The sequence below is a fragment of the Stenotrophomonas sp. LC732 genome (assembly GCF_052446685.1).
In the GTDB taxonomy this organism is placed as follows: Bacteria; Pseudomonadota; Gammaproteobacteria; order Xanthomonadales; family Xanthomonadaceae; genus Stenotrophomonas; species Stenotrophomonas muris.
The window spans coordinates 1,955,157-1,968,121 of sequence record NZ_CP199214.1 but is presented as its reverse complement, the minus strand read 5'-3'; the positions used below and the strand labels follow the sequence as shown (position 1 = coordinate 1,968,121).

The window sequence follows — 12,965 nt, the reverse complement described above, 5'->3', positions numbered from 1 at the left end:
CGGCCGGCACTACCCAGCAAGGAGGCTCTTCGGGGCCTCTTCGCGTTTTCCCTACGGCGGGGTATGCTGCAATGACCGGCCGTTGTCGATACGCTCAGGGCCGGACCTAATACATCACGATTCCTGGAGGGGGAATATGAGTCTGGATCGTCCCTGGCTGCAGAGCTATCCGAAAGGCGTTCCCGCCGAGATCGACGTCAACGAGTTCCATTCGGTAGCTTCGGTCTTCGACGCTTCCGTCGCGAAATTCCGCGACCGTCCCGCCTACTCCAGCTTCGGCAAGGTCCTCACCTACGGCGAGACCGACGCGCTGGTCGAACAGTTCGCGGCCTACCTGCTCGGTGAGCTCAAGCTCAAGAAGGGTGACCGCGTCGCCCTGATGATGCCCAACTGCCTGCAGTACCCGGTGGCCACCTTCGGCGTGCTGCGCGCCGGCCTGACCGTGGTCAACGTCAACCCGCTGTACACCGCCCGCGAGCTCAAGCACCAGCTGGTCGATGCCGGCGTGACCGCGCTGGTGGTGGTCGACAACTTCGGCGACACCGTCGAGCAGGTCATCGCCGATACGCCGGTCAAGCATGTGGTCACCACCGGCCTGGGCGACCTGCTCGGCGCCAAGGGCGTGATCGTCAACTTCGTGCTGAAGTACATCAAGAAGATGGTGCCCAACTACCATCTCAAGGGCGCGGTGCGCTTCCGCCAGGCGCTCAAGCTCGGCAGCCGCCACAGCCTGCCCAAGGTCGAGATCGACCACGACGACATCGCGTTCCTGCAGTACACCGGCGGCACCACCGGCGTGGCCAAGGGCGCGATGCTGACCAACCGCAACCTGATCGCCAACATGCAGCAGGCCTCGGCCTGGATCAGTGCGTCCGGCATCGAGATGGGCAAGGAGTGGATCATCACCGCCCTGCCGCTGTACCACATCTTCGCGCTGACCGCGAACGGGCTGGTCTTCATGAAGTTCGGTGGCTGCAATCACCTGATCACCAACCCGCGCGACATGAAGGGCTTCGTCAAGGAGCTCAAGTCGGTGCGTTTCACCGCCATCACCGGCGTCAACACGCTGTTCAACGGCCTGCTCAACACCCCCGGTTTCGACACGGTCGACTTCTCCTCGCTGAAGGTCACCCTGGGCGGCGGCATGGCCGTGCAGCGCGCCGTGGCCGAGCGCTGGAAGAAGGTCACCGGCGTGACCCTGGTCGAGGCCTATGGCCTGACCGAGACCTCGCCGGCAGCCTGCATCAACCCGCTCACCCTGACCGAGTACAACGGCTCGATCGGCCTGCCGATCCCCTCCACCGATGCCTGCATCAAGGATGACAACAGTGCCATCCTGCCGCTGGGCGAGGTCGGCGAGCTCTGCATCAAGGGCCCGCAGGTGATGAAGGGCTACTGGCAGCGCCCGGAGGAAACGGCCAAGGCCATCGACGCGGACGGCTGGCTGCATACCGGCGACATGGCCAAGATGGACGAACACGGCTTCTTCTACATCGTCGACCGCAAGAAGGACATGATCCTGGTGTCCGGCTTCAACGTGTACCCGAACGAAGTCGAGGACGTGATCGCGATGATGCCGGGCGTGCTGGAAGTGGCCGCGGTCGGCGTCCCGGACGACAAGTCCGGCGAGGTGGTGAAGGTGGTCATCGTGAAGAAGGACCCGAACCTGACCGCCGAAATGGTCAAGGAGCATGCCCGGGCCAACCTGACCGGCTACAAGCACCCCAAAATCGTTGAATTCCGAAAGGAGCTGCCGAAGACCAACGTCGGCAAGATCCTCCGTCGCGAACTCCGCGATACGCCCGCCCAGTAAGGGTTTGCGGCAATCTGGACAGTGCAGGGCCCGGGGCGGAAACGTCCCGGGCCCTTTCGCATGCGACGCCGCTGAGGCGGTGTAGCATCGCCGCGTGTGTGGACCGTTCGGCCCGCCGGCCACCCACCTGACACTGCGGGCCGCATGCCGAGGACCCTTCCATGAGTACCATCGAAAAGCTGCCTTCAAGCGGCTCACCGTTCGCCACCATCCGTACCGAAGACAGCGCCGACGGCGCTGCCCACTGGCTGTTCATGCACGCCGATGCCGCCACCGGGATCCGCCCCTGCTGCCGCAAGGACATGCTCGACGAAATGTGGAGCTACATGGCGGCCATCACCCGCAGCCCTGCCGAACGCCATGACGGGACATTGCGGCATTTCGTGCTGGCCTCCGATGCCGTCGCCTACAACCTGGGCGGCGACCTGGACCTGTTCACCCGCCTGATCCGCGAAGGCAACCGCGACCTCCTGCTGAACTACGCCCAGCGCTGCGTGGAGGGCGTGCACCACCTGCATACCGGGTTCGGCGGCGATGTCCGTTCGATCGCGCTGATCCAGGGTGACGCCCTCGGCGGCGGCCTGGAAATGGCCCTGGCCTGCCACACCATCGTCGCCGAGGAAGGCAGCGGACTGGGCCTGCCGGAGGTGCTGTTCGGCCTGTTCCCGGGCATGGGTGCGTACTCCTTCCTGTGCCGGCGCGTGTCCCCCCATCTGGCCGAGAAGATCATCCTCGACGGCCGGGTCTACAGTGCCGAGGAGATGCATGCCATGGGCGTGGTCGACGTGCTGGTGAAGAAGGGCGAAGGCCGGGCGGCGGTCGAGGAACTGATCCGCCAGCAGCAGCGCACGCCGCAGTCCTATCTGGCGATGAATGCCGCACGCGCCATCGCCCAGCCGGTCAGCTACGACGAACTGCTGGAGATCACCAAGGTATGGGTCGATTCCGCCCTTGCACTCGGCGACCGCTCGCTGCGCACCATGGATCGCCTGATCAAGGCCCAGACCCGTCGCGCCAGTCTCGACGCGGCCTGATTCCTTCCCTCCCCCAGGATGGGTTCAAGCCCGGCTGGCCACCGGGCTTTTTTTGGGTTCACGCCACGCCTCAGCGCGCTTCACCATCATCGGCGGCGCCGCGCATGCGGCGTTCGGCCCGCGCGTCCAGCGCGCGCCGACCTTCCTTGATCGCCTCCTGCAGGATGCCCAGGCGCTGACGCCATTCGGTCTTTAGCTGCCAGTCGGCCATCCGCATCAGCTCGCCGGCACGGTTGGACGCGCGCATCAGGCCGAGATTGCTGGCCACGCCCTTGATCGCGTGGGATTGTTCGCGGAACACATCCCACTGCGTGGCCTCGCCGGCCTGCTCGGCCTTGCCCATGCAGCTCGCCACGTCCTCCAGGCACTGGCGGATGAACTCACGTTCGAAGCCCTCGCCCATGCCCAGCGAAGCCAGTTCGTCCAGCACGCTGCTGTCGAGCACGCCATCCTGCAGCGGCGCCGCCGGTCGCACCACCGGTGCGGCCATGGTCTTCAGCTGGGCATTGCTGGCGATCTCGGCCAGCGTATCGAGCAGGCGCACCGCAACGACGGGCTTGGCCAGGAAGGCATGTGCGCCGGCCTGGGTACAGCGCTGGATCGCCTCGGGCGTTACATCCGCACTGAGTACCAGTACCGGCGTGCGCGGACCGCCGCCGGCCTGCATCACCCGCAGTTCCTTGAGCATGTCCAGCCCGCTCATGCCCGGCATGTGCAGATCGACGATGACCGCGTCGAACTCGCTGTCGGCCAGCGCATCCAGCACCGCCTCACCGCCGTCCACGCACAGCACGCGATGGCCGGCCTTCTGCAGCAGGCGCTGCAGGACCATGCGGTTGGCCTCGTGGTCGTCGGCCACCAGGATCTGCATGCTGCGCACGCGGGCGCGATGGCGCAGGAACGGATCGGCAAAAGCGATCACGTTGCCGCCCGGGCCCGCGTCTTCGTCGCCGCTCAGGCTCGGCACCGCGCCCGGCACCTGCGGCTGCGGCGGCGCGAACGGCAGCTCGACCCAGAAGTGGCTGCCGCGCGGCGGGTTTTCCAGATAGCCGATGTCACCGTCCATCGCCTCGACCAGGCCCTTGGCGATGGTCGTGCCCAGCCCCGTCCCCTCGTGGCGGCGCGCCATGCTGACATCGGCCTGCTCGAACGCGTCGAACAGCCGTGCACGCATGGCAGGTGGCACGCCGATGCCGGTGTCGAGGATGTCGAAGCGCAACCGCACCGCCCCGCTGGCGTCGGCCTGCACCACGCCGACACGTATCTCGACCCGGCCATGGTCGGTGAACTTGACCGCGTTGCCGGCCAGGTTCAGCAGGATCTGCCGCAGGTGCCCGACATCGCCGCGCACGCGTGGCGGCACACCATCGGCCACCTTCACCCGGTAATCCAGCCGTTTGGCCTTGGCCTGTGGCAACAGGATCAGACCGATCACCTGGATCACGTCGGCCACGGCGAAGTCCTCGGCCACCACGCGCAGCTTGCCGGCCTCGATGGCCGAGATGTCCAGCACTTCCTCCACCAGTGCCAGCAGGCTGCGCGACGACGCCTGGATGGTGTTGAGGCACTCGCGCTGCTCGTCATCCAGGCGCGTGGTGGCCAGCACTTCGGTCATGCCGTTGAGACCGTTCAACGGCGTGCGGAACTCATGGCTCATGTTGGCCAGGAACCGGCTCTTGGCCTCGCTGGCGCGGCGCGCTTCGGCCATCGCTTCGGTCAACTGCCGCAGCAATGTCGAGAAGTACAGCGGCACCGCTGCCAGGCCCAGCCAGAGGCCGATGGCCAGGCGGAAATTCTGTTGCCAGTAAGGCGTCAGCATCACGGTGCAACCGAAGCTCACCATCGCCATGGCCACCGCCACGTACAGATAGTGGTTGCCAAAGCGCATGCCATTGCCGACCGTCACCCACATCACCACGATGTAGACCCAGGCCAGCGGCTCACCCATCTGCACCATGCCGGCAGCAATGAGGCCGTAGTCAGCCAACATGCCCAGCACGCGGCGGGGATCGGAACGCGCCGGCCGCCACAGCAGCCAGCCGAACAGCAACAGTGACAGGCTCAGGCCGGTCAGCACAATCGCCAGCACACCGACGTACTGGGTATGCGGCAGATCGTGGCGCGGTGCCGGCAACAGTACGTAGGCCAGGATCAGGCTGATCAGCACGATGCGGACGATCTGCTGGCCGTGCTCGCTGTCCTGGCGCTGGGACAGGCGCAGCCGCAGCTGCGACAACAGGCGTTTCACGCGCCCAGCCCCGGGCGCGCGGACGCCATCGAATGCTCGGCGCAGATCTGGTCGAGCTGTTCGCGGCCGCGCAGCAGCGCGTCCACGCATCGGGGATCGAACAGGCGGCCACGCTGGGCGTAGAGATAAGCCAGGGTGGCTTCCATGGTCCATGCTTCCTTGTACGGACGGGGCGAAATCAGGGCGTCGAAGACATCGGCGACGGCCACGATGCGCGCTTCCAGCGGAATCGCGTCGCCGACCAGCCCATCGGGATAGCCACTGCCGTCGTAGCGCTCATGATGACGCAGTGCGATCAACGCGCCAACCTGGATGAAGCGATTCTGGCTGCCGCTCAGCAGTTCATGGCCAATCCGCGGGTGCCGGCGCATGATCGCCAGCTCTTCCTCGTTGAGCTTGCCCTGCTTGAGCAGCACCGCATCGGGAATGGCGATCTTGCCCATGTCATGCAGCGGCGCAGCCATTTCGATCAGGCGCACCTCCTCTTCGGGCAGCCCGAGCTGTTCGGCGATCAGTCCGGCCACGCGCGCCATGCGCTCCAGGTAGGCGCTGGTGCCGGCATCACGGAACTCGATCGCGCGTGCCAGCCGCGACAGCGTCTCGCGCTCGCGCTCTTCGACCTCATGCATGCTGGCCAGCAGGCGCTGCTCCAGCGACAGCGCCCGCTGCTTCACGTTCTCGGTCTGCTGGCGCAGCTGCAGCAGGTTGTAGCAGCGCGCACGCAGCTCGCGCGGGCGGATCGGCTTGACCAGGAAGTCGATGACGCCTGCTTCCAGTGCCGCCTGCCGGATCGGCTCGTCACCGACCACGGTGATCAGGATCACCGGAATGTCACGGTGCTTGGGCAGGCGACGGAAACGACGGGCGAATTCCAGCCCATCCATCTCCGGCATGCGGTAATCGAGCAGCAGCAGGTCGACCGGATGGGCTTCGCACCAGGCCAATGCGGTCAGCGGGTCTCCGAAGTCATACACGCTCAGTTCCGGCGCGATGTCTTCGATGACGTGACGCAGCATCGTCCGGGCCGAAGTCTGGTCGTCAACGATGACGATGTTCAACGCGTACTCTGCCTGGTTTCTCGACCACGCTGGATCATCAGCAGGCGAGGATACTCTGCCGCTGCGAACGCTCGCACCCTGCATCGGCCTGACTCCCGTGTCATGCGTCCCGATTCATGATCGTCATCACAATGTGAAGCGGACTCCCCACACCGTGCCCTCCCCCTGGCGCCGATCAAGCCATAACAGGCGTCAAGGTAGTGCAATTACGATACGCCGAGTGCGGGACGCGTCAATCGCGCCGTCTCGTTTCGGGACGGCGCGCACAATCGGGAGTCAAAAAGACGACTTACTGCTCCGGACGCATGTACGGGAACAGCAGTACATCGCGGATCGAGCTGCTGCCGGTCAGCAGCATCACCAGGCGATCCACGCCGATGCCGAGGCCGCCGGTCGGTGCCATGCCGTACTCCAGCGCACGGATGTAGTCGGCGTCGTAGTGCATGGCCTCGTCATCGCCACCTTCCTTCGCCGCCACCTGGGCCTGGAAGCGCTGGGCCTGGTCTTCCGGATCGTTCAGCTCGGAGAAGCCGTTGGCCAGCTCCTTGCCGTTCACGAACAGCTCGAAGCGGTCGGTGTAGCCCGGGTCATTGTCGTTGGCACGCGCCAGTGGCGAGACCTCCACCGGATGGTCGGTGATGAAGGTCGGCTGGATCAGGGTGTGCTCGACGGTGGCCTCGAAGATCTCCAGCAGCAGCTTGCCCCAGCCGTAGGACGGCTTGACGCGGATCTTCAGGCGCTCGCAATGGCGCAGCAGCGCGTCGCGGTCGGTGCAGTCCGCCGCAGAGATTTCCGGATTGTGGTGGCGCACCGCCTCGTCCATGCGCCAGCGGCGGAATGCCGGGCCCAGGTCGATCTTCGCGCCGTCCCATTCGACCTCGGTGCCACCGTTGACGGCCTTGGCCACGTCACGGATCACGCCTTCGGTCAGGTCCATGATCTCGTTGTACGTGGCATAGGCCTCGTACAGCTCCATCATGGTGAATTCCGGGTTGTGGCGGGTGCTGACGCCTTCATTGCGGAAGTTGCGGTTGATCTCGTACACGCGCTCAAGGCCACCCACGGTCAGGCGCTTGAGGTACAGCTCCGGCGCCACGCGCAGGTACAGGTCCAGGTCCAGCGCATTGTGGTGGGTGGTGAACGGCTTGGCCGCCGCGCCGCCGGGGATGTAATGCATCATCGGCGTCTCGACTTCCAGGAAGTCGCGGTTGTCCAGCCACGCGCGCATGGCGCGGATGATCTTCGAGCGCTTGATGAACACCGCGCGCGACTCCGGGGTCACGATCAGGTCGACGTAACGCTGGCGGTAACGCTGCTCGACGTCGGCCAGGCCATGCCACTTGTCCGGCAGCGGGCGCAGCGACTTGGTCAGCAGGCGGATCGATTCGGCCTTGACCGACAGCTCGCCGGTCTTGGTACGGGTCAGGCCGCCTTCGACGGCGATGATGTCGCCCACGTCCCAGCCCTTGAAGGCGGTATAGGCATCGCCCAGCACCGCGCCCTGCAGGAACAGCTGGATGCGGCCGGACTCGTCCTGGATCTGCGCGAAGCTGGCCTTGCCCATGATGCGCTTGGCCATCAGGCGGCCCGCCATCTTCACCTGGCGGCCGTTGCCTTCCAGGGCCTCGGCGGTCCAGGTTTCGGCATCTGCGAATTCTTCCTGCAGGCGGCCGGCGAAGTCCTCGCGACGGAAGTCGTTCGGGTACGCGATGCCCTGCCCACGCAGCGCTTTGAGTTTCTCACGGCGCTCGGCGATCAACTTGTTTTCGTCGACGGGGGGGGTATCGGTAGCTTCGCTCATGGATCTGCGGGAATCGTGTAGTGAGGGGGGATGCAGCGCCCGGCACAGCCGGTTGCCCAGCATACCAAAACCGCCCAGCCCCAGCCCTGGGCCGGGCCCGCCCCGGTAGCCGCCAACCTTGGTTGGCGCCGTGCGTGTCGACCAAGGTCGACACCTACCGGGCGGATCGGCCGGCCCTGCTCCGCCGCTACCTGTTGCCGGGGAACGCCTGGCGCAACTCATCCACCAGCACCCGCTGGTTCTCCGAATAGTCCACCGGCACCGACACCAGGTGCACCCCGCCCTCGTTGAAGGCCGCTTCCAGGGTCGGGATGAACTGCTCGATGGCCGTCACCTCGTGGCCCTTGCAGCCATAGGCCTCGGCGTACTTCACGAAATCGGGGTTGCTGAAGGTCATGCCGTAGTCGGTGAATCCGTCCACGGCCTGCTTCCAGCGGATCATGCCGTAGGCACCGTCGTTGAGGATCAGCACCACCAGGTTCAGGCCCAGCCGGCGGGCCGTCTCCAGCTCCTGGCTGTTCATCATGAAGCCGCCGTCGCCGCACACCGCCAGCACCCGCCGCTGCGGATACAGGATCGAGGCCATGATCGCCGACGGCAGGCCCGCGCCCATCGTCGCCAGCGCGTTGTCCAGCAGCAGCGTGTTGGCCACCTGGGTGCGGTAGTTGCGCGCGAACCAGATCTTGTACATGCCGTTGTCCAGCGCCACGATGCCATCCGGCGGCATCACCTGGCGCACGTCGTGCACCAGCCGCTGCGGGGTGAACCCGGCCTCTTCGGCCCGGTCGGCCAGGTGCTCGAGGATGGTCGCGCGCAGCGGCAGCAGCGCAGCGGCATTCGGCACCGCGCCCTCGATGCGGTCGGCCAGCTGGGTCAGCGAACGACCGATATCGCCGATCACCTCCACCTGCGGGAAATACACCTGTTCCACCGCCGCCTGCGAGTACCCGATATGGATCACCGTCGGCCCACCCGGGCGCATCACGAATGGCGGCTTCTCGGTGACCTCGTGGCCGATGGTCACGATCACGTCGGCCTGGTCGATCGCCATGTGCACGTAATCGCGCTCGGTCAGCGCCGCGGTGCCCATGTACAGGCCTGAACCACCGGCCACCGCGCCCTTGCCCATCTGCGTGGTGAAGAACGGGATGCCGGCGCGCAGCACGAACGCGGACAGCGCGTCGCTGGACTGCGGCCGCGAGGCCGCCGAAGCGATCATCAGCAGCGGCCGCTTTGCATTGCGGATGAGCTCTGCTGCCCGATCCAGCGCCTCCGGGCTGGCAATGGGACGGTCCACCGCGTGCGGCGGAATCAGCGCCACGCCCTCGACCTCATCGGCAGCAATGTCTTCGGGCAGCTCCAGCAACACCGGGCCCGGGCGCTCTTCCTGGGCGACACGGAACGCCTCGCGGACGATGGTCGGAATGGTGCGTGCCGAGACGATCTGCCGCGCCTGTTTGGTCAGCGGCTTCATCGTGCCGACGATGTCGACGATCTGGAAGCGCGCCTGCTTGCTGGCGACGATGCCCTTCTGGCCGGTGATCATGATCACCGGCCACGCACCCAGCAGCGCATAGGCGGCGCCGGTGGTGAAGTTGAGCGCGCCCGGGCCGAGCGTGGCCAGGCATACGCCCGGCTTGCCGGTCAGGCGGCCGTAAGTGGCCGCCATGAACACCGCCGCCTGTTCGTGGCGGGTGATGACCAGTTCGATGCTGGAATGGCGGAGCGACTCGACCACGTCGAGGTTTTCTTCGCCGGGAATGCCGAAAATGCGCTCGACGCCTTCGTTCTCAAGTGCGGCGACGAGCAGATCTGAACCCTTGGACATCGGATGCCGTCCTTTGTGCTGGACTGATGGTGGATCGTTGCAGGAAGGATGAGAGCCGCGCGTCAATGCTTGTCGAACCACACTGTCTGCGCGTTGACGAATTCACGGATGCCGAAGTGCGAGAGCTCGCGGCCGAAGCCGCTCTTCTTCACACCGCCGATCGGCACGCGAGGGTCGGAAGCGGAGAAGCCGTTGACGAACACACCGCCGGTCTGCAGCCGGCGCGCCAGCTGCATGGCCCGCGCGCGGTCACCGGTCCACAGGTTGCCGCTGAGGCCGAACTCGCTCTGGTTGGCCAGTTCCACCGCGTGGTCGGCATCGCGGGCGCGGCTGATCGAGGCCACCGGCCCGAACGTTTCCGTGTCAAAGGCCTGCATGCCCGGCTCCACGTCCGCCAGTACGGTGGGCGCGTAGAACGCGCCCGGGCGATCGAGCTGATGGCCGCCGACGAGCAGCTTCGCGCCTGCGTCCACCGAGGCGCGCACCTGCGCGTCCAACTGTTCCAGCAGGTCCTGGCGTGCCATCGGACCAATGCGATTGCCCGCTTCACGGCCATCACCGATGGTCAGCGCCTGCACCTTCTGGCAGAACTGCGCCACGAAGCGGTCGTACACCGCGTCTTCAACGATGATGCGCTTGCCGGCAATGCAGACCTGCCCGGTGTTCTGGAAGCGCGAGGTCACCGCCGCATCGACGGCCGCATCCAGGTCAGCGTCAGCCAGCACGATGAACGGATCCGAGCCGCCCAGTTCCAGCACCACCTTCTTCAGCGCCTGCCCGGCCTGGGCAGCGATGCTGCGGCCTGCGGCCACGCTGCCGGTCAGGGTGACGGCGGCGATGCGGTCATCGGCGATCGCACGGCTGGTACCCTCGCGGCTGATGTTGGCGGCGATGAAGGTGCCTTCCGGCAGCCCGGCATCACGCCAGGCGGCATCGAGCAGCTGCGCGGTGCCGACGATGTTCTCGGCCGGCTTCAGCAGGAAGCCGTTGCCGCCCATCAGGATCGGTACCGCCGCGCGCATCACCTGCCAGTACGGGAAATTCCACGGCATGATGCCCAGCACCACGCCCAGCGGCAGGTAGGACACGTAAGCCTTGTCGTCGGGCACCTGGGTCGGCTCGTCGCGCAGGAACTGCGCACCATGGTCGGCGTACCAGTCGCACAGCACGGCACACTTCTCGATCTCGGCCAGTGCTTCGGCCTGCACCTTGCCCATCTCGGCGGTAGCCAGCGCAGCCAGCTTTTCACGGTCACGGCGCAGTACGGCGGCCATCGCACGCAGCACTGTGGCCCGCTGTTCGAGGCTGCTGGCGCTCCAGGCGGCGAAGCCGGCCTGGCCACGCTCGAGGATCGCATCCAGTTCGGCATCGGTGGCGAAGGGATGGCTGGCGATCTGCTGGCCGGTAGCCGGATCGCGGGAAATGGCGGTGGTGGGGGCAGCGGACATGCAGGTCTCCGGGTGTCTCGACGACGGGCGGCGGCCCGTCTCCTGCACAGGAATGTGGACCCGATTGGCGGAGGCAACAAGGCGTCTGCTTATCCTGTGACCTGCACTTACCTGTCTGAATGGGGGCTCTTGCAGGGCTGCGCCCTGCACCCGCAGAGGCAACGGCAACAGCCGAAGCAGCAGCAACAGCGGGCTATCCGTGGGATGGCGAGGTGGGTCCGGTTGCCGGAGACGCCGTAAACCCGTCCTTGGGGGCTTGGCCGCGGCATCCATGCCGCGGACACTCCCGCAACCGGACCCACCCCGCCTTCGACGGTTTTCCGCGATCTGTCGGAAATGCTCTTGGGGTCAGATCCGTTTTCCATAGGAAAACGGATCTGACCCCGGAATTTCTTTCGATATCTGACAGATGTGTCGACCAAGGTCGACACCTACCAACAGCCGCGTGAACCTTTCAAAGGTGGGGCGGTGTCGGAGTGCGGGGTGTCTGATCTGGCCCCCCGTCAGCGGACGCCAAGAAGCGATACTTTGATCGCACTTGGAGGTCCCTTATGTCCCGTATCACCCGTCGTAGCTATACCGATGAGTTCAAGCACCAAGCCGTGGAGCTGGCCGAGTCGCTCGGGCCGGCCGCAGCGGCCCGTCAGTTGGAGATGTCGGTCAAGACGCTGGCAAATTGGCTTGACGCGGTCCGTGCTGGCCGGTCGTTGACCTCTGAGGCTCGCAGGCCAGCCACCGACCTGGAAAGCGAGATCAGCCGCCTTCGGGCCGAGAACGCCAATCTGAAGATGGAGCGGGAAATCCTAAAAAAAGCGGCGGCGTTCTTTGCCAGAGAGTCCAAGTGAGGTACGCCTTCGTCGCCAGTCAAAGGACTCAGTACCCGACCAGGTTGTTGTGTCGGGTTCTTGGGGTTTCTGTCTCTGGATTCCATGACTACCTGCACCGGCAGTGTGCCCAAACGTGCGATGTCGATTTGGCCCTCCGTACCGAGCTTCGGGCCATTCATGTGACCAGCAGGCGCAGTTATGGGCGACGTCGGCTGGTCAGGGCCTTACGAGCCAGGAATCATCCAGTCGGCCACAAGCGCGTGGCACGGTTAATGGCCGAGGAGCGAATCCAGGGCAAGGCCAAAGGCCGATTCCGACCCAAGTCCTCTGGCGGCTCATCTCAGCTCGCCCCCAACCTGCTGGATCGGCAATTTGCCCCCGGAACCGGACCGACGGCGTGGGTCGGGGATATCACGTATGTCCCTACCCGCCAGGGATGGCTGCATCTGGCCGTGGTCATCAGCGTCCAGACCCGGCAGGTGCTGGGCTACAGCGTTTCCACGCGTCTGACTGAAGAGCTGGTGGTGAAAGCATTTGCCAATGCTTGGGCTCTGCATCCACAACGACCCGGCCTGATCTTCCATTCAGATCGTGGTGGGCAGTACTGGGGAAACGAGTTTCGCCAGCTGCTGCAGTCCCATGGCGTGGTCCAAAGCATGAGCCGGCCTGGCAATTGCTGGGACAACGCGGTGGCCGAGAGCTTCTTTGCGACGCTCAAGACAGAAGAGGCTGCCGAGCCTTACGCCAGTAGAGAACAAGCCAGCCAGTCCATCGCTGCTTACATCCACGGCTTCTACAATCCAGCCCGGCTACACTCGGCGCTGGGCTACCACTCGCCTAACAACTACGCCCGGCAGCTCCGGACTGCCGCCTGAAACGGCTTCATGGCGTCCGTTTTCAGGGGGCCA

General features: G+C 65.6%; 9 protein-coding genes. 4 read left to right on the top strand and 5 right to left on the bottom strand.

What is annotated here, in order from left to right:
• The first annotated feature begins 136 nt into the window (after positions 1-136).
• Positions 137-1,813: a long-chain fatty acid--CoA ligase gene (locus ACT6SE_RS09460; protein ID WP_014647008.1), complete on the top strand. Its 1,677-nt coding sequence runs from the start codon at positions 137-139 to the stop codon at positions 1,811-1,813.
• 161 nt (positions 1,814-1,974) lie between these two features.
• On the top strand, positions 1,975-2,847 hold the full coding sequence (locus tag ACT6SE_RS09455; RefSeq protein WP_046430398.1) for a crotonase/enoyl-CoA hydratase family protein: 873 nt from the start codon (positions 1,975-1,977) through the stop codon (positions 2,845-2,847).
• A 70-nt stretch (positions 2,848-2,917) separates the two neighbouring features.
• On the opposite strand, the gene ACT6SE_RS09450 is transcribed toward ACT6SE_RS09455, so the two are convergent.
• The 5 genes from ACT6SE_RS09450 to ACT6SE_RS09430 all read right to left on the bottom strand — a co-directional run bounded on the left by ACT6SE_RS09450 (position 2,918) and on the right by ACT6SE_RS09430 (position 11,230).
• On the bottom strand, positions 2,918-5,095 hold the full coding sequence (locus ACT6SE_RS09450; RefSeq protein WP_444811148.1) for a response regulator: 2,178 nt from the start codon (positions 5,093-5,095) through the stop codon (positions 2,918-2,920).
• Complete coding sequence (locus ACT6SE_RS09445; RefSeq protein WP_032959453.1) at positions 5,092-6,237, bottom strand: response regulator; 1,146 nt, start codon at positions 6,235-6,237, stop codon at positions 5,092-5,094. The genes ACT6SE_RS09450 and ACT6SE_RS09445 overlap by 4 nt, the downstream gene beginning before the upstream one ends.
• Before the next feature lie 205 nt (positions 6,238-6,442).
• Complete coding sequence (gene lysS / locus ACT6SE_RS09440; protein WP_012480078.1) at positions 6,443-7,954, bottom strand: lysine--tRNA ligase; 1,512 nt, start codon at positions 7,952-7,954, stop codon at positions 6,443-6,445.
• Positions 7,955-8,141: 187 nt separating this feature from the next.
• On the bottom strand, positions 8,142-9,782 hold the full coding sequence (locus tag ACT6SE_RS09435) for an acetolactate synthase large subunit (protein WP_014647004.1): 1,641 nt from the start codon (positions 9,780-9,782) through the stop codon (positions 8,142-8,144).
• 62 nt (positions 9,783-9,844) lie between these two features.
• A complete protein-coding gene (locus ACT6SE_RS09430; protein WP_014647003.1) occupies positions 9,845-11,230 on the bottom strand; it encodes an NAD-dependent succinate-semialdehyde dehydrogenase in 1,386 nt (461 codons plus the stop codon).
• Between the two features lie 551 nt (positions 11,231-11,781).
• Between ACT6SE_RS09430 and ACT6SE_RS09425 the strand changes: the two genes are divergently transcribed.
• Together ACT6SE_RS09425 and ACT6SE_RS09420 are read left to right on the top strand one after the other, a co-directional pair.
• Positions 11,782-12,075 (top strand): transposase, encoded by a 294-nt coding sequence (locus tag ACT6SE_RS09425; RefSeq protein WP_006388655.1) that lies wholly within the window; start codon positions 11,782-11,784, stop codon positions 12,073-12,075.
• The gene (locus tag ACT6SE_RS09420) at positions 12,072-12,932 is read left to right on the top strand and encodes an IS3 family transposase (RefSeq protein ID WP_046429951.1); all 861 of its coding nucleotides are present in this window, start codon (positions 12,072-12,074) and stop codon (positions 12,930-12,932) included. Before ACT6SE_RS09425 ends, ACT6SE_RS09420 begins: the two co-directional genes overlap by 4 nt.
• The last annotated feature ends 33 nt before the right edge of the window (positions 12,933-12,965 follow it).